This is a genomic window from Palleronia aestuarii (assembly GCF_003253995.1).
Taxonomy (GTDB): Bacteria; Pseudomonadota; Alphaproteobacteria; order Rhodobacterales; family Rhodobacteraceae; genus Palleronia; species Palleronia aestuarii.
Window position 1 is genome coordinate 1 of the sequence record NZ_QKZL01000039.1, and the last position, 17,363, is coordinate 17,363.

Annotated in this window: 17 protein-coding genes and 2 pseudogenes; 4 read left to right on the top strand and 15 right to left on the bottom strand. The window is 64.2% G+C overall.

Annotated elements, in window-relative coordinates; all coding sequences use genetic code 11:
* The 9 genes from LX81_RS20180 to LX81_RS20220 all read right to left on the bottom strand — a co-directional run.
* A partial coding sequence (locus LX81_RS20180; protein WP_444543923.1) for a sodium:solute symporter family transporter occupies positions 1–382 on the bottom strand: 382 nt, incomplete at its 3' end.
* 299 nt (positions 383–681) lie between these two features.
* Positions 682–1,245, bottom strand: a complete 564-nt coding sequence (locus LX81_RS20185) for a cupin domain-containing protein (RefSeq protein WP_234822758.1) — start codon at positions 1,243–1,245, stop codon at positions 682–684.
* Between the two features lie 68 nt (positions 1,246–1,313).
* A complete protein-coding gene (locus LX81_RS20190) occupies positions 1,314–2,432 on the bottom strand; it encodes a substrate-binding domain-containing protein (protein WP_111539085.1) in 1,119 nt (372 codons plus the stop codon).
* Between the two features lie 41 nt (positions 2,433–2,473).
* Complete coding sequence (locus LX81_RS20195; protein WP_111539086.1) at positions 2,474–3,463, bottom strand: ABC transporter permease; 990 nt, start codon at positions 3,461–3,463, stop codon at positions 2,474–2,476.
* Entirely contained in the window at positions 3,460–4,449 is a 990-nt protein-coding gene (locus LX81_RS20200) for an ABC transporter permease (RefSeq protein ID WP_111539087.1), read from the bottom strand. Before LX81_RS20200 ends, LX81_RS20195 begins: the two co-directional genes overlap by 4 nt.
* Positions 4,446–5,957, bottom strand: coding sequence for a sugar ABC transporter ATP-binding protein (locus tag LX81_RS20205; RefSeq protein ID WP_111539088.1), 1,512 nt, complete (start codon positions 5,955–5,957; stop codon positions 4,446–4,448). The genes LX81_RS20200 and LX81_RS20205 overlap by 4 nt, the downstream gene beginning before the upstream one ends.
* A complete protein-coding gene (locus LX81_RS20210) occupies positions 5,954–6,802 on the bottom strand; it encodes a sugar phosphate isomerase/epimerase family protein (RefSeq protein WP_111539089.1) in 849 nt (282 codons plus the stop codon). The genes LX81_RS20205 and LX81_RS20210 overlap by 4 nt, the downstream gene beginning before the upstream one ends.
* Positions 6,799–7,929: a Gfo/Idh/MocA family protein gene (locus LX81_RS20215; protein WP_234822759.1), complete on the bottom strand. Its 1,131-nt coding sequence runs from the start codon at positions 7,927–7,929 to the stop codon at positions 6,799–6,801. Before LX81_RS20215 ends, LX81_RS20210 begins: the two co-directional genes overlap by 4 nt.
* A 2-nt stretch (positions 7,930–7,931) precedes the next feature.
* The gene (locus tag LX81_RS20220; protein ID WP_111539090.1) at positions 7,932–8,990 is read right to left on the bottom strand and encodes a sugar phosphate isomerase/epimerase family protein; all 1,059 of its coding nucleotides are present in this window, start codon (positions 8,988–8,990) and stop codon (positions 7,932–7,934) included.
* Positions 8,991–9,110: 120 nt separating this feature from the next.
* On the opposite strand from LX81_RS20220, the gene LX81_RS20225 reads away from it, so the two are divergent.
* The 4 genes from LX81_RS20225 to LX81_RS20240 all read left to right on the top strand — a co-directional run bounded on the left by LX81_RS20225 (position 9,111) and on the right by LX81_RS20240 (position 12,680).
* A complete protein-coding gene (locus LX81_RS20225; protein ID WP_111539091.1) occupies positions 9,111–10,133 on the top strand; it encodes a LacI family DNA-binding transcriptional regulator in 1,023 nt (340 codons plus the stop codon).
* A gap of 431 nt (positions 10,134–10,564) precedes the next feature.
* Positions 10,565–11,107 (top strand): methanogen output domain 1-containing protein, encoded by a 543-nt coding sequence (locus LX81_RS20230; protein WP_211322844.1) that lies wholly within the window; start codon positions 10,565–10,567, stop codon positions 11,105–11,107.
* A gap of 5 nt (positions 11,108–11,112) precedes the next feature.
* Entirely contained in the window at positions 11,113–12,147 is a 1,035-nt protein-coding gene (locus tag LX81_RS20235; protein WP_146259497.1) for a sensor histidine kinase, read from the top strand.
* A 131-nt stretch (positions 12,148–12,278) separates the two neighbouring features.
* Positions 12,279–12,680 carry a response regulator gene (locus tag LX81_RS20240; protein WP_170134063.1) on the top strand — a complete coding sequence of 134 codons (402 nt, stop codon included), beginning with the start codon at positions 12,279–12,281 and terminating at the stop codon, positions 12,678–12,680.
* Positions 12,681–12,704: 24 nt separating this feature from the next.
* Here the strand turns inward: LX81_RS20240 and LX81_RS20245 are convergent, their stop codons facing one another.
* The 6 genes and pseudogenes from LX81_RS20245 to LX81_RS20270 all read right to left on the bottom strand — a co-directional run.
* Positions 12,705–13,754, bottom strand: coding sequence for an IS5 family transposase (locus LX81_RS20245; RefSeq protein WP_373280304.1), 1,050 nt, complete (start codon positions 13,752–13,754; stop codon positions 12,705–12,707).
* A gap of 156 nt (positions 13,755–13,910) precedes the next feature.
* On the bottom strand, positions 13,911–14,090 hold the full coding sequence (locus LX81_RS20250) for a helix-turn-helix domain-containing protein (RefSeq protein ID WP_111539095.1): 180 nt from the start codon (positions 14,088–14,090) through the stop codon (positions 13,911–13,913).
* Positions 14,091–14,233: 143 nt separating this feature from the next.
* Positions 14,234–15,328: a hypothetical protein gene (locus LX81_RS20255; protein ID WP_146259498.1), complete on the bottom strand. Its 1,095-nt coding sequence runs from the start codon at positions 15,326–15,328 to the stop codon at positions 14,234–14,236.
* Positions 15,329–15,565: 237 nt separating this feature from the next.
* A pseudogene (locus tag LX81_RS23425) lies at positions 15,566–15,706 on the bottom strand (hypothetical protein); the annotation flags it as partial.
* A gap of 179 nt (positions 15,707–15,885) precedes the next feature.
* Positions 15,886–17,085 (bottom strand): helix-turn-helix transcriptional regulator, encoded by a 1,200-nt coding sequence (locus LX81_RS22605; protein ID WP_211322845.1) that lies wholly within the window; start codon positions 17,083–17,085, stop codon positions 15,886–15,888.
* 160 nt (positions 17,086–17,245) lie between these two features.
* Positions 17,246–17,363 (bottom strand): annotated as a pseudogene (locus tag LX81_RS20270) (IS5/IS1182 family transposase); the annotation flags it as partial.

The window sequence follows — 17,363 nt, forward strand, 5'->3', positions numbered from 1 at the left end:
CCGACAGGAACAGCAGCGAGACCGCGGTCTTGGTCTGCGCGTCGTAGCGCTCCTCCAGGAAGCCCGGGATCGTCGAGATGCCCGATTTGAGGTAGCGCGGCAGCAACACCAGCGCGGTCACCACCATCGCGATCGCCGCGAGCGTCTCCCACGCCATCACGAGGATGCCCTCGGAATACGCCTGTCCCGTGAGGCCCACGATCTGTTCGGTCGAGAGGTTCGTGAGCAGCAGCGATCCCGCGATGACCGGCGCGGTCAGCGACCGACCCCCGAGGAAATAGCCGTCCGAATCCTCCTCGTCCGTCCCCCGCGTCCAGATGTACGACAACACCGCGACAAGCGCCGTGAAACCTATGAATGCCAGTATGTTGATCGTGCCCATCGTCCCCTCCCTGAGCGTATCGCCAGATGAACGCTACTCAAGTCCCCGGATATTCCCATCGGAAACATGAGATCGCGGACACATTTGGTTCGATGTGTCGCAGGAGTGAGCCCCTCCGTTCCGACGCGCCGGCCGCATAATTCTGCGATGGATGACGTAGATCCGTTTTCCGTCATCGCGCAGGTAATCTTCGTCGATGGGCCTCTGCGACGAAGCTCGCGCCGACGCGGCGGCTATGACGATCATTGCGGACGGCATCCGTCGCGATCCGGAATCGGGTCACCCGTTCGCGCCCTCCGTCAGGCACGGGCGTCCAGACCGTCGCGGAAGTCGTTCCAGCCGGCGTCGACGGAGGACGGCGCGTTGAGCCAGGGTCCCAGGGGCGCGCCCGTGACCGGATCGGTCGCGGGGATCGGCAACGACATGATGAGCTTGGCCGCCGCGCGGAAATTCTCGTCGCTGACGAATTCTTCCTGGATGTTGTCCCAGTCGCGCCCGTCGGGATAGCCGCCGATCACCTGCACGTCTTCGGAGCGATCCGTCATGGCGTGCGAGACGCCGGCGGGCATCACGACGACGTCTCCGGCCTCCACCCGGACGTCTCTGCCGCCCCTTCCGAACAGTTCGAGCCGCATCCAACCGGTGGCCACGCCGAGACATTCGTGGCTCGTGGAATGGAAGTGGTGATAGGTGTAGATGCCCGGATATTGCCAGTTGTTGAGCCAGCCGTGGCGCCGGAACCTGTCGCGCAGCGCGTTGGCGCCTCCGCCCGGCACTCCGCCGCGGTGGATGAGGAGCGGGAAACGGCTGTTCGGCGCGCGCCCGTTCGGCTTCGACGTCAGTTCCTCGACCGTTCCAACCATGACCATCTCCTCCATCCGTCCGCATCTCTCGGGATCGGGGCGACCTGCGCCGCCCCGGTCGGGAGGGCTCAGTTCCCTCCCCAGGCCTCGGGGTAGGTCTCCATCGTCTCGCAGCCGCACATGGCATAGTGCAGCGGCGGCATCGCCGGATTGACGTACTCGGCGAGCGTCTCCTCGGTGATCGCGGGCTGCGGCAGCACCCATTCGGGGCCCGGAAGCGCTTCGCCCTCGATGACGCGGGCGGCGGCGATCACCGCGGTCCGCCATTGATAGGTCGGATAGGTGGGAGCGATGGCGGTCATGCCTTCCTCCTCCCATTTCCTGAGGAAATCCTGCTGGTCCTCGCCGACGAAAACCGGGATCTCGTAGCCTGAATCCTCGAACGCCTCGATCGCCGCCACCGCGGTGGCACCGGCGTCCATCCACACCGCGTCGATGTCGCCGCGCATGAGATAATCCTCGACGATCGATTTGGTCCTGGCGTTGTCGCCATCGGTGAACTCGGCGCCGACGACGTTCAGCCCGGCCTCGTCGAGGATGCGGCGGCCGGCGGAATACCGCGTCTCGAGCACGTCGACGCCCGGCAGGATCCGCAGCATCAGGACGTTGTCGCCCTCGTCGAGCTCTCCGGCGATGAACTCCGCGCCCTCTATGCCGAAGCCATAGCCGCCCACCGGATGGACATAGGTGACCGGGCAGTCGGTGTTCACGCCCCGGTCGAACACGATCACCGGCATCGACTCGCAGGCCTGCTCGACCGCCGGGGTCAGGGCGGCGGTGGTGTTGGGCGACACGATCATCACGTCGCAATTGCCGCCGGCCAGGAGGTCGTCGATATCGGCGATCTGCTTGTCGTCGGAACCTTCCGCGTCGACATGGATGAACTCGCCGATGGATTGGTGGTTCGCGAGCTCCTCGGTCATGTTGGTGAAGCCCACGACGCGCCAGGGATTGTTCACGCCGGCATTCGAGAAGCACACGGTGGCGGGGGCCTCGATCCCGAGATCACCGGTCTCGACCATCCCGTCGCCGATATATTGCAGCCAGGGCTCGCCTTCCGGCCCGTTCGGCTGAGCCTGGAGCTGTTCCTGCTGCTTGGCGAATTCTTCGGGATCGTTGAAGTTCTGTGCTTGGGCGGGGGCAAGGCTCAGGCTCAGCGCCCCGGCTGCACTCAGGATCAGTTTCATGTTCGTCCTCCCTTCGATGCAAGGCCCGCCGGAGCGGGCCCTCAGGTTCCCGTCCGCTTCCTTCTGTGCATGGCCAGCGCGACGGCCGCGATCAGGATGAGGCCCTGCACCACCTGCCGGACGGGTTGCGGCAGGCCGAGAAAGTTCAGTAGCGTGAAGATCGCCGTCAGGGCGAGCGCGCCGCCGAGGGCGGCCGGCACCGAGCCCCGCCCGCCCAGAAGCTGCGCCCCGCCGAGGACCGCCGCGGTGATCGCCTCGAGCTCGTAGCCCGTCCCCACGTCGGTCGACACGCCCGCGAAGCCGCCGAGGAGAATGCCGGCGATCGCAGCCGAGAGGCCCGACAGCATGAAGGCCGTGACACGTACGCGATTGACCGGGACGCCGGCGAGCCGCGCGGCCACCGGATTGTCGCCGATGGCGTGGACCATGCGGCCCAGGTTGGTCCGGTGCATGGCCCAGGCGAGGGCGCCCACGACCACGACAAGCACGATTACCGAGACCGGAACGAAGCGCACCAGCGGCACGTCGTGGATGAGTTCGCGCCCGAAGAAGCGGAACGTGTCGGGGAGGTAGCCGCGCGGCGCACCGCCCGACCACAGGAAGGCCAGCCCGTTGAGGGTGATCATGGTCCCGAGCGTCGCGATGAGCGAGGGCACGCGCAGAAAGCAGACGATCGCGCCGTTCACCGCGCCGACACCGAGCCCGATGGCCAGCATCACTGGGATCACCCAAGCCGTCGCCGCGGGATCGTTGTCGGTCAGCATGGAGGAGCCGACGACGACGAGCGTGATGAGTGATCCCTGCGACAGGTCGAACCCGCCCGAGGTGATGACGTAGACCTGCCCCGCGGCGAGGATCGCGAGCGGCGCGGCGCGCTTGAGGAAATTCATGTAGCCGGTGGGCTCGGCGAAGCCCGGGTTCATGAAGACGATCGCCGCAACGAGGGCCGCAAGGAGCGGCCAGACCGGATTGATCCCGGCGAGGGACCAACCGCCCGTGCCCGGGCGGGACGCGGTCGGGCTCCCCGTCATGCCACGATCCTCTTCGACCGGATGGCGTAGAAGGCGACGGCGGCGACGATGATGATGCCGCGCAGGACCTGCTTGGCGAAGGTATCGACCCCGGCGATGTTGAAGACCGAGTCGATCAGCGAGAAGATCAGCATCCCCGCCATGGTGCCCCAGATGCCGCCGCGCCCGCCCGCAAGGACGGTGCCGCCGATCACCACCACCGCGATGCTCTCGAGGTCGTAGACCCCGTCGGCGCCAATCCAGGGCGCACCGGACCGCAACCGGCTCGCGAGGTAGAGCCCGGCGATCGCGGCGCACACGGAGCAGATCACATGCGCAGTGAGAACGACGCGGCCGGTCTTGATCCCAGCGAAGCGCGCCGCCTCCTCGTTGCCGCCGACGGCATAGAGGTCCGAGCCGAACTTGGTGAAGCGGAGCACGGCCCAGGCGAGGATCGCGAGAGAAAGCAAGAACACCAGCGCCAACGGGACGGCGCCGATCTGGCCATAGGCGAAAACCTGGAACGCCGGCGGAACGGACCCGGCGAAGTTCGACACGAAGGCAGAGAGGCATCCCTGGATGACGAGGCTCATGCCGAGCGTGGCGATGAGCGGATTGACCTTCAGGACGCTGACGATCATGCCGTTCGCAAGGCCTACGAGCGCGCCGAGGGCGATCGCGGCGGCGATCGCGGGCACGATCATTGCCGCGGAGCCGTCCATCACCACCGAGGCGAGGACGGCCGTGGCCGAGATCAGGCTCGCGACGCTCAGGTCGATGGAAGCCGCGAGGATCACGAAAGTCTGGCCGATCGCGGTGATCCCGAGCGCGATAGACCGGCCCAGGATGGCGATCAGGTTGTCGAGGGTGAGATACTGCGTCTGACCGGTGGCGACGGCGACCGCGACATAGATCGCGGCAGCGCCCCCGAGCAGGATCAGGGGCGCCCACCGGTCGAACCGGAAGCCGTCCCCGGTCGGCTCCCGGCTGGCGGCGGCGAGGCTCACGCCGCATTCTCCATGTCGGCGGTGGCCGCGTGCATGATGTCCTGTTCGCTTGCGCCGCGTCCGAATTCCGCGACGATGCGGCCCTCCTGCATGACGAGGATGCGGTCGGCGGCGCCGATCACCTCCGGCAGGTCGGACGAGATCATGACGATGCCGGCGCCCTCGCGGGCCAGATCGCGCATTAGGTGATAGATCCCCGCCTTCGCGTTGACATCGATGCCGCGGGTGGGCTCAATGAAGATCAGCACCTTGGGCCGCATCGATAACCAGCGGGCCACGATCGCCTTCTGCTGGTTGCCGCCCGACAGCGCGCGGATCTCCTGATCGTAGGAGGCGGCGCGGATTTCCATCCGGTCGAGAAGGTCGTCGATGCGGCCGATATCCGCTGCGGCGGTGCGGCGGTGGCTCGACCAGAGGGAGGAGAAGGCCCTAGGCGTCAGCATGCCATTGTCGCGCACCGACTGCATCAGGACGAGGCCTTCGCTCTTGCGGTCGCCCGGCAGCAGCCCGATGCCCGCCGCGATGGCCGCGCGCGGGGAGCGGAAGGTGGATCGTGCGCCGTTGAGGGTGATCTCGCCCCGCTCGAACGGCTCCTGCCCGAAAAGCGCCATGGCGAGCGCGACGCGGCCGGCGCCCTGGATGCCGGACAGCCCGACGATCTCGCCCGCGCGCACGGTCAGGTCGATGTCGCGGAGACTGGCATTCCCACCGCCCGTGACGATCAGGACCGGTTCGCCGATCTCGTCCGCCCTCGCGGGCGGGGCGTAGAAATCGTCGATGTCGCGCCCGACCATCGCGTGGACGATGGCGTCGGGATCGGGCGCGCCGTCGAACCGTGCCGCCACTTCGCCGTCCTTCAGGACAGTCACGCGGTCGGCGAGCCGGGTAATCTCGCGCATCCTGTGGGTGATGTAGATGATCGCGGCGCCGCGCTCCCGCAGGCGGTCGACGGTCGCGAAAAGCTCCTCGCATTCGGCGTCGTTCAGCGCCGCGGTGGGTTCGTCCATGACGATCACGCGCGCCTCGTGCGAGACGGCCTTGGCGATCTCGACCATCTGCTGTGTCGCCACGTCGAGCGTGCCGACGATACGGTCAGGGTCGATCCGGCCGCCGATGGCGAAGAGGTCGAGCACCTTGCGGGTTTCGGCGCGCATCCGGCCAGTGTCGATAAGCCCGAAGCGGCCGCGCGGCTCGCGGCCGAGAAAGAGGTTCTGCGCCACGCTGCGTTCCGGCAGAAGCGAAAATTCCTGGTAGATCACCGCGATCCCAGCGCGAAGCGACTCCACCGGGTGAGAGAAATGCACCGTTTCGCCGCGGAGCCGCACCTCGCCCTCATCGGCCCGATAGACACCGGAGAGAATCTTGATCAGCGTCGATTTGCCGGCACCGTTCTCTCCGACAAGCGCTTGTACCTCGCCCGCGCGCACGTCGAAGCTGACATCGGAGAGCGCCCGCACACCGGGGAAGGTCTTCGTGATGCCGCGCATCTCGATGACCCGGTCGGTCATGCGTCCTCCCACGAACGGCAGAGGAAGTCGTGCGACTCGCGAAACAGGGTTTCGAAATCGGGAAAGAGCGGGCGCCAGACCCGCGTCGCGGCGGCAAGCTCCGGCACGCCGGCGCCGAACGCCTCGAGGACGACCGGCCCGTCGTAACCGATCTCCTTGGCCGCGCGGAACACGGTGGCGAAGTCGATCTGCCCGCGACCCGGAATGCCGCGATCGTTCTCGGAGGCGTGCAGCACGTGCATCCTGTCGCCCAGGTGCCGGATGGCGTCCTCCTGGTCGTGCTCCTCGATATTCGCGTGGAACGTGTCGTACATGATGCCGAAGGCGGGGTGGTTGACCGCGTCCGCATAGGAACGCGCCTGCGCCATGGTGTTGAGGAAGTAGGTCTCGAAGCGGTTCAGATGCTCCAGCGCCAAAACGTAGCTGTGCCGCTCCGCACGCTCGGCCATCGCGCGGTGGGCCTCGACGCCACGGGCAATCTCGGCCTCGCTCGGCCCGGCGCCGGTGAAATAGGCCATGGGCGCGTGGAAGGGGCCACCGACAGTTTTCGACCCGAGCGCCTCGGCGCAATCTTGAATCCAGTCAAGATGGGCGCGGCCGCGGCTGCGCACCGCGGCATCCTCCGAAAGAGGATTGGCGTCGGGATCGGGGACGATCAAGGTTTGCGCGCGGCCGAGGCCGAGGCCCGCGAGCGTCTCGCCCAGCCAGGCGTAATGGTCGGGCGTGCCGCGCATCACCGGCACCTCGACATGGTCGTATCCGATCTCTGCGATCCGTTCCAACTGTGGCCGGTGGCTTTCGTCGATATGACCGCCGAGGCACAGGAGGTTGATGCCGAGTTTCACGGCGCGACCCAGCCCGCATCCGCCTCCGCCGAGCGCAGGCAGGCGGAGATGAAGCGCATTCCGTCGAGCCCGTCCTGCAGCGTGGGATAGAGCAGTCCGTCCGGTGCAGTCCGCCCCGCCCGCCGGGCGTGGATCGCCCGCGCCGCTTCGGCATAGATCGTCGCGAAGGCCTCCAGGTACCCTTCGGGGTGGCCCCCGGGGATCCGGCTCGCCTCGGTGTTGGCCGACGTCGCCCCGGCGCCGTTGCGGGTCAGGAGGCGTTTCGGCTCGCCCAGGGGCGTGAACCACAGGCGGTTCGGTTCTTCCTGCTCCCAGTGGAGGCCGCCGGCATCGCCGTAGATCCGCAATCTGAAAGCGTTCTCGTTGCCGGGGGCGACCTGCGAGCACCAGAGCATCCCCTTCGCGCCGCCCTGCCAACGCAGCATCACATGGGCATTGTCGTCGAGACTGCGCCCCGCGCCGAAGACATGGAGGTCGGCGCAGAGGCTATCGAGCGTCAGGCCCGAGACGAAGCAGGCGAGGTTGTAGGCATGGGTGCCGATATCGCCGAGCGCGCCGCCCATCCCGGCCTTTTCCGGATCGATCCGCCACGCGGCCTGCTTGCCCTCGGCGGGACCGGTCATCCAGTCCTGCGCGTATTCCACGTTCACCAGGCGGACTTTTCCGAGAGCCCCCTCCGCCACCATCTGCCGCGCTTGCCGGATCATCGGATAGCCGGTGTAGTTGTGCGTCAGCACGAACAGGGCGCCAGAGGCCTCGGCCGCGGCTGCGAGTGCCTCGGCATCGGCCATCGTCGCGGTCAGGGGCTTGTCGCAGATCACGTGGATGCCGTGCGACAGGAACGCCATGGCGGCGGCGGCGTGGACGTGATTGGGGGTGCAGATCGACACCGCCTCGATGCCATCCTCGCGTGCCGCCTCCGCCTCGGCCATCTCCTCGAAACCGCCGTAGCTGCGCGGGATGCCGATCGCCTCGGCGCTGGCGTGGGCCCTTTCCGGCGTGGAACTGAGTGCTCCCGCCACGAGCGCGTAATGCCCGTCGATCCGCGATGCGATGCGGTGGACGTTGCCGATGAACGCCTCACTGCCACCGCCGACCATCCCCAGCCTGATCGGTGCCTCTGCCATGATCAGCCTCCGAGCCCCAGCATCTTTCGGTTGGCCGCCTCGTCCGCGCCGCCGGCGGCGAAATCGTCGAACGCCCGTTCCGTCACGCGGATGATCTGGTCCCGGACGAAGGCGGCGCCCTCGCGCGCGCCGTCCTCGGGATGCTTCAGCGCGCATTCCCACTCGACCACCGCCCAGCCATCGAAATCCATGGCGGTCAGCTTGGAGAAGATCGCGCCGAAATCGACCTGACCGTCGCCGGGGCTGCGGAACCGTCCGGCGCGGTCGACCCACGACTGGTAACCGCCATAGATGCCCTGTTTCGCGGTCGGGGTGAATTCGGCGTCCTTGACGTGGAACATGCCGATGCGGTCGGCATAGACGTCGAGATGCGCGATGTAGTCGAGACATTGCAGCACGTAATGCGACGGATCGTAGAGCATCCGGGCGCGGGCGTGCTGGTCGACGCGATCGAGGAACATTTCGAAGGAAACGCCGTCGTGAAGATCCTCGCCGGGATGGATCTCGTAGCAGATGTCGACGCCGCGCTCCTCGGCATGGTCGAGAAGCGGTCGCCAGCGGGCGGCGAGTTCGTCGAAGGCGGTCTCGATAAGGCCCTGCGGCCGCTGCGGCCAAGGGTAGACGTAGGGCCAGGCGAGGGCGCCCGAAAATGCGCCGAGCGCACCGATCCCGAGGTTCCGCGAGGCGTCGAGCGCCATCTTCACCTGCTCCGTCGCCCATTCCTGCCGGGCCGTCGGATTGCCCCGCACGGAGGCGTCGGCGAAGCCCTCGAAGACCGTGTCGTAGGCGGGGTGGACGGCGACGAGCTGCCCCTGCATGTGAGCGGAAAGCTCCGTGATCTCGATCCCATTCTCGGCCGCGACGCCCTTCAGCGTGTCGCAGTAATCGCGGGATTGAGCGGCTGTCGACAGATCGAAGAGCCGTGTATCCCAGCTCGGCACCTGGACACCTTCGAAGCCGCATTCCGCGGCCCATCTGGTGATCGCGCCCCATTCGTTGAACGGCGCTTCGTCCGACGCGAATTGCGCCAAGAAGAGCGCCGGGCCCTTGATGGTCTGCATGTTTCCTCCCGCCGCCGCGATCCTCCTCCGCAGCGTCTGGAATCGATTACATCGCAGGGTCATCGTAATTGCAAGGAATAATGTAATGGATTACTGCGCGGTCATCGGGAGGATCGACACGTGTCAGGCAGGGTACGGATCGTGGATGTCGCGTCGCTCGCGGGCGTATCGACCGCAACCGTGAGCCGAGCCCTGTCGGCCCCCGAAACGGTCGGCCGGGCGACCCGCGACAGGGTCATGGAGGCGGTCCGAGCGACCGGGTATCGCGTCAACGGTGCGGCCAGGGACTTGCGCCAGCAACGCGCCCGATCGCTCCTCATCCTCGCGCCCAACCTGGCGAACACCTTTTTCAGCCGGATCTTCAGCGCGATCCAGGAGGAGGCCAGCGCTGCGGGCCTCGCTGTACAGATTTCCGATAGCCGGATCGGGCGGGAGAAGTTGGTATCTCTCGGATACGATGGCCGTGCCGACGGGATCGTCCTTCTCGACGGCGCCATCGACCCCGACGTGGTGAACGGGTGGCGGCTGCCGATGATCCAGCTCTGCGAGTGGAACGAGGCCTACCGGGCCCCAAGGATCGGGATCGACAACGCGGCCGCGGCACGCATGGCGGTCGAACACCTGGCCGATCTGTGCCATCGCAGCGTGCTGCATGTCAGCGGGCCGGACGGCAACGTGCTGGCAGTCACCCGACGGGAGGGATTCTCAGACGGCGTGGCTGCGCGGGGGATCGCCGGTACGACGCTCGCGGGAGATTTCACGCTCGAAGCCGGTGCATGCGCCGCGCGCCGATGGGCCGAGCTTCGTCCGCGCCCGACGGGCGTGTTTTGCGCCTCTGACGAATGCGCGTTAGGCTTCATTTCCGAATGCGCAGCGCTCGGGTTCGGCGTGCCGGACGATGTGAGCGTCGTGGGCTTCGACGACATCGATTTCGCCCACAGGTTCCTGCCGGCGCTGACCACGATCCGGCAACCGCGCGAAGCGCTCGGGCGTGCGGCTGCAAAGGCACTTGTGAACCTCCTCGGACTGGCGCAGGTGGCCGATCCGGGCGACCCCGCGATCGCGCCGACGATCGTCGTGCGATCATCCACCGCGCCGCCTCCGACGGACGATTCAAGGGTTGCGACTATCACTCTGGATTGATGGCCGCGCCTTTCAGCCGGGTAGGGCCGAGAGTATCTCGAAGAGGACAGAAGCCCTGATCGAGTGGAACGGCGTCACATGCCGGTCGTGAAGGGTTCGTCGAGCATTGTCGTCCTCGTACACGTGGATACTGTGACGATCGGGCAGGGACATTCATACCCGGAATGGTAGCAGCCGCATTCCACCGAACAGGCGCGAATCCGCCATCCGGAACGCATATCGGCCCGTAGCATCATGAGGCTACCGTCAGAGGCCTGACATACGCTCAGTCACCGGCCTCAGCCTCCTGAGAAGACCGTGCCCATCAAGAATTGACGACAACTGACCGCACCCCTGCGCACGCTGTAAAACAACTTTAAGTTGATGATTTGGGCGGAATTTGATAGGACGCTGAAAGTTTGTACTGACCTTGATGTACGATGGAGGCGACCATGGCATCCTCGATCAGCCGCGACCAAATGCCAATCGAAGGCCTGAGCATCGATCTGGAGCGCGACTCTTTTCTTCGGAACTTGCTGCGCCAACTCGCAAGCACCTTGGAAAATGTTGTCGGCATAGACGAGGCATCGGGCTATATCAGCATCGTCGGCGGCGCGATCGGCGATCAGATCGACACGTCATATCGAACCGCACTCGCCGTCGATCGCCTCGACCGGATGCAGGTCCGTGATGTGCTCATCGATCTTAAACGCCGAATAAAAGGCGATTTCTACGTCATCGAGGAGCGGGAGGATCGCATTGTTCTCGGCAATCGGGCCTGTCCCTTCGGGGATTACGTAAAGGGCCGCCCGCCGCTTTGCATGATGACGTCGAACGTGTTCGGATCGATTGCCGCGGAGAACCTCGGATATGCTCGAGTGGAGATCGAGGAAGCGATCGCATCGGGCCATCCGGGTTGCCGCGTGGTCGTTCATCTCGTGCCCGGCGAAACGACGGAGCCGAACGCGCGGGAGTATTTCCGGATCAGGGATTGACGACGATGCAGGACACGGATGTGCTCCGGATCGATCTGGAATACCTGCGGCAACCCGCGGTGATCCTCGGTCTCGACGGCGGCATTCGTCTCGCCAATTCCGCCGCGCAACGCCTGTTCGATCGGGAGCTTTGCGGCTCGAACATCTTCGACATGGTCACCGACAGGGAAAAGGTCGCATCCTACCTCTCTCGGTCGAGCCGGTCGACCTCCAGCCATCTCGGGTCTGTCGAAATCCTGCAGGAAGCGGGCGGACAGCGTTACCAGGCGCTCGCGGCGCGGCTTCGCCATGCTTCGCCGGATGGCACATACGTCATCTTGCGCCTGCTATCCTCGAACGACGACCGGTTCAGCGCGCTGAACGAGCGGATTGCCGAGATGGACCGTATCCTGCGCCAGCGCCTGCACGAGAATGCCCTTCTGAAAGAGGCACTGTCGGAGAAACGAACCCTTCTTCGCGAATTACAGCACCGGGTGAAGAACAATATCCAGCAGATGCTCTCACTCGTAAGGATGTCGGCGGCGCGGGATGCGTCACCCGAGCTTGCGGATTTCGTCACGACGGCGGTCAATAGGCTCCGGGCGATGAGTGCGGCCCAGGAAGCCCTCTATCAGACCGACAACGCCATATCGCTTTCGGCCCGCGATTTTCTCGAACACGCGGTCCGATGCACGGCCTCTGCCTTCGACGCGGGCGAGCGCCTAGAGGTCGACGTGGCGGACGCCCGGATGACCGCAGAGGAGGCGCAATGCCTCGCCTTGATCGCCAACGAACTCGTCACGAACGCCTTCAAGCACGGTGCGCCGAAGGGCGGCGGCGGCGCACGCGTGAGCTTCGAGGTCCTGCCGGATGACTATGAACTCGAGGTACGGGATAACGGTCCCGGCTTCGGTGGTGCCAATGTCCGTCGATCCTCGGGCCTGTCGCTCGTTCGCGGCCTCTGCCGGCAGATCGGCGGGCATCTCGAGTGTTGCGACGATGGCGGCGCCGTGTGCAAGGTTCGCTTCAAGACCAGTCTCAACCATGAGGTGAGTCCATGACGATCCAAATGAATGCCACCACTCACAATTTTACGGATACTCGCCCATACGGCCGCTTCGGTATTCGTGACGGATCGAGGGGCTTCTCGGTTACTCATTATCCCGGGCCCGTCGCTACCGGGCGAACTCTGGTGGAAGCGGATCAGTGCGAAACGCTGGCCGATCAGCCGCTCCGCGTCATGGTCGTTGAGGATGAGGCGCTGATCGCGATGGATATAGAGATGATCCTCGAGGGGCTTGGAATGGAGATCGTCTGCCGCGCAACTTCTGCCGCGGACGCGGTCGAGGGCGCACGAAAGTATAGTCCCGATTGCGTGACTATGGACATCAACATACACGGCGAACGCGATGGCGTCAGCGCCGCGATCGAGATCTACGAGCGCTTCGGCATTCGATCGGTTTTCGTGTCCGCATTCGGCAATGCGGAGACGCGCGAACGCGGGGCTCGCGCGCATCCTGTCGGCTGGATCAGCAAGCCCTTCGAAGCCGATGAGATCGCCCGGGTCCTGGGCGATTTCACCGGGGACATCTGAATTTCTCGCATAATTTAGATAAGCTCAGGCAACATTCGAGCTCGCGCAAATACTGCGATCCTCAGAGCGAGTATTCGACTTATGATCGGCGTTGTTGCAGAACTCCTGCCTGAGGCATGACTTCCCCTTGCCCCACTGAGGTAAGGCAACGCGGATGATGTCGGCAGTGCCGAGGGCATTGAAGCGGTTCATGAGGGCGACGCGGATGTGGATCTCGGCGGTTTGGCGGTCGGGGTCTCTAGCGGCGATGCGTTCGCCGAATGCCTTGATGCCCCGCATCTTCACTTCGATGCGGCTCCGCGCGTGGTATCCGGTCCAGTGCTTCCAGAATACGCGACCGTAGTATTTCGTGGCGCGCAGCGTCTCGTTCCGAGCCTTTGCTGCCGGGCCGTCTTCCTTACAGGCGCGCCCGTTCTTCCGGATCGGGATGATCGGTGTGGCCTGACGTTCGGTGATGGCCGCATGGCAGCGACGTGTGTCGTAGGCACCGTCGGCGATCACCGTGCCGATCCGCTCGTCCTCGGGGATCTGGCCGAGTAGTTCGGGTAGGATCGGGCTGTCGCCATCGCGGCTTGGAGTGAACTCGACGGCCCGGATGTCCGAGGTCGCCGTGTCCATGGCGAGATGCACTTTGCGCCATTGACGACGGCCTTGGGCGCCGTGCTTGCGGGCCTGCCACTCACCGTCGCCGAGGAACTTGATGCCCGTGCTATCCACAAGCAGGTTGAGCGGGCCATCGGAGCGGCGATACGGGATCTGGACCGCCAAGGTCTTTTGTCTACGGCATAGCGTGCTGAAGTCAGGCACGGACCAGTCCAGCCCCGCCAGCCGGAGCAGGCTGGCCACCATACCGGCGGTCTGTCGCAAGGGCAGTTTGAACAGAACCTTGACCGACAGACAGAACTGGATGGCGGCATCCGAGAAGACGAGTGAACGGCCGGGCCGCCCCTCGGGCGGCGCCAACCGAGCCATCTCTTGATCTATCCAGATCAACATCGAGCCACGCATGCACAGTGCCGCATTGTAGCTGGACCAGTTCGTCGTGCGATAACGGGCGGGGGGAGGCTTGATCATGCCGCCCGTCTAATCGATTGAATTTACGCTGTGAATCTCCCGCGGTCAGAGTTCTACAACAACGCCCTTCCACGGCTGCTTTCCACGCGGATACACAACCGGCTTGCGATGGATTGCACGGCGACCCTTATACATGCCCTGGGCGTTCATCGGATATTAGCCGTTCAACTGCGGCAACTCGTCATCGCGGTAGAGATTCCGTTTGAGCTTACGATAGATCGTCGAGGGCGCGCGGCAGAGAGCCTCGGCGGTCTCTCTGACCGGCATCTTCGCATCAAGCCAGCGCGTCAGTTTCCGACGTTCCTCCAGATCGAGGTGAGGGTAGCAGCGTCCCATTCGTCAACTCCGTGTAACTCCCTGTTTCGGTACAAGAGTTGCCCTTCGTTTGTGAATCCACCCATCACGGCAGTGTCATTCTGAGCGTCCGCGTTATAAGTTTAATAGCATTTGTGCGCAAAATATTGGCGTTTCTCGACCCTCTAGCCAATCAAGATATCGCCCTCGTATACGAACACTTCGAGTTCAAAGGTCCCCGTGCCGGATGAAAGCTCGCGTGCCGCGAGATAGTATATCGCGCTTGCATCGGGAGTGAAGACGATCTGCGAGTCCAAGTCATTCGTATCGTCGTTGAAGGCGAGTTCCGACCCTTCGGCGTCCAGCAGGCTCAGGTACGGATCGGGCAAGGTCCCGGAACCGGAGGATTGCCCGCGAAGATCGATGGCGTAGGTCTCGTTCTCTACCAGGTCGATGCGGAACCAGTCCTCGTCGTAGAATACTCCGATAACACCCGTCGCCATTTCGCCTACCGCGATCTCCCCGGCAGTGGACGGTTCATTGCCGAAATCGTCGACATAGGGACCGGCCGTCAAACTCAATGAGTAGCTGCCCGTCTCACCGTAGGATTCCGCAGCAATGAAATAGGTACCGGTTGTATCCCCGAGGAAAGACAAAGCCTCATAGCCATCGATCACAAATTCCCCAGAGGGGTCGTAAAGGGCAAGATACGGATCAAGGAGCGCCTCGCCATTCTCGCCGACGCCCTCTAGGCCGAACTCATAAAGCAGCCCCTCCTCGATCTCGACGCGAAACCAGTCCTGATCGTAGGGCACGCCGATCTCACCTGTCACGGTCTCGCCTGCGGCGATCTCTCCGGTCGTGGACGGGTCGTCACCGAAATCGTCTGTATAAGGTGCGGCCGTGGCGGTAAGCGCGTAGCTGCCGGTCCCGTCATACGCGCCAACCGAGACGAAGAAGGTGTCCGTGGTGTCCGCAAAATAAGAAAGGGCACCATAGCCCTCGGTAAGGTAATCGCCGAAGGCATCGTAAAGCACGAGGTACGGATCGTAGATCGTTCCGCTCTCATCCGCCTCTTCCAGTTCGAACGTGTAGAGCTGCCCGGCGTCGATCTCGACGCGGAACCAGTCCTCGTCGCCTGCGATCTCGATCTCGCCGGTCACCGTCTCCCCGGCGCCGATCACACCGCTCGTGGCCGTGGATGCGAGGTAGTCGTCATCGTACCATCTGATCTGGGAGAACAGCTCGTCGTAATCGCCCTGGAAATCGGCGAGCTTCACGTCGTGGAACTTCCCGAACGTGTTCCATGTCACATATGTATCGCCTCGGGCCTCCCAGATGCTGAAGCCCCCGCGGTCCGGCGAAACCACGTCGTAGCCCGCGAAATACCGGACTTCGGTCCTGGAAAGATCGAGGGCATCCTCGCTGGAGAAGTCACCGACCGTATCGGCGCGCCCGAAGCTCATGTCGCCTGCATGCCCATCGTCGAAGACAAAGACGTCGGAGCCGGACCCGCCGAAGAGGAGATCGACACCGCGGCCACCCACGATCGTGTCGTTACCCCCCGCGCCGAACAGAACGTCGCTACGGCCGGTGCCTTCCAGGAAATCATCTTGGGGGCCGCCCTCGAAAGAGCGGCCTAATGCTCTGCGTGCCATGACTTTTTCACCAATGGATGATTTAGATACGATATCGTTTCGTTATAGGCGACATACCGCCGACTGCATCCCCCAGATGGGGGACGGGCAATCGCAGGAAGACTGAGATCGGATTGGGATCGCTTCACGGGGCAGAGTTCGTGATGTCTCGGGACCTCCGACGCTTCTAGAGCAGGTGTTCAGCCCCGATCGGGCGCGGCCTCCCGTGAATTGCCTCGATGGTGCAACGAGGGATCGACCGCGTTCGCAATGGGGGACTGCGTCGAGAGGGCGAGCCGGACCATGTCGAGGCGGCTTCTACAGGAGAGCTTCGTGAGGCTGGCCTTGACCTGTCCGCGCGTGGTCTCCTCGCTCGTATCGCGATGCTCGGCAATCTCGACCGTGCTCAGACCCCGGACGAGCAATTCGCTGACCTGAAGTTCGGCGGGCGACAAGACGCCGAATGCCGCCAGGCCCGTCGCAGGAACTTGGGTGCCGCTTTGGGGATCGAGGAGGACGAGGAGCACGACGGTCGCGCCGCCAAACTCGGTTTCCTTAACTGGAGCGGCGTATCCGATGAGGGGCACCTTCCCCGACCGGCGATCGAGTGCGAACGCGACCGCCTTGGGCGATGCCGCTGGAGAAAGTGCCGCCTGGATGGCCTTGTGCATGGCCTGCGTCCGACCGGCGGTGGTCCCTGCCAGGACATTCGTTTCCATGACGATGCTGTCGCGGTCGCGCGCCATGTCGATGAAGGTGCGATTGGCGTGCAAAATGTTTCCCTTTCGGTCACAGAAGGCCGCCGCGAAGGCCAGGCCGTCGAAGAGCGTGAGCATCCGGTTATAAGTGACGGAGAGGGTCGCGATGATGCGGGAGGCCTCCATCGTCTTTGACAGGACACCAGTCAGGAACGTGTTGTACCCTGACAGACGCGACACATCCGTATCGCCGCCCTCAATCGAGATCGCACAATCGAGGAACGGGCCGACATCGTTCAGCCGCATTGCGTATCTGCTTCGTGCATCCAGAAGCTTGAGGACGCGCTCACGATGAGGATTGCGCGGGAGCGGGTGGTTCGGTCCGACGCGATACACCTCGCGTTCGGACAGGATGTATCCGGCATTCGTCCGGCCAATCGCCGTATAGCCGGCATTCTCCTCGGGCACCTCCCCTTTGCGGACACGGTCGAGGATATCGAACGCCTCCGGTCTCCTGAGCTCTTCGGAACAATGCAGGAGCGGTGATCTGTGGTGGCGAAGATCATACGCCATCACGACCAGCGCTCGTATCTCGAGCATCCGTGCGATCTGGTCGCAAAGATCGTCCCATTTGCCGAGCCGCACCGTTGTCTCGATAGCGGTTAGCGCGATCTGCGTAAGGCTTTCGTCAAGGCGGATCATTCGGCTGCCCCCAAAATATTTCCCAGTACAGATTGCGAGGTGCTCGGGGCCGGGTCGGTAAATCGCCATCCGAAATGCTACACGCGATCGCACAGACAAATCGTCGGTGGAATTGTTGGCTTCCACCAAAACTTATTCTAAGACCTGGGCTCATTAAGTTTCAAAGCCAGTAGATGACGATTGCGGCGAGCGCGATCGCCGAGAGGAAGACCTTGGGACATCTGTCGTATCGGGTGGCAACGCGCCTCCAGTCCTCAAGCCTTTCGAACATGATCTCG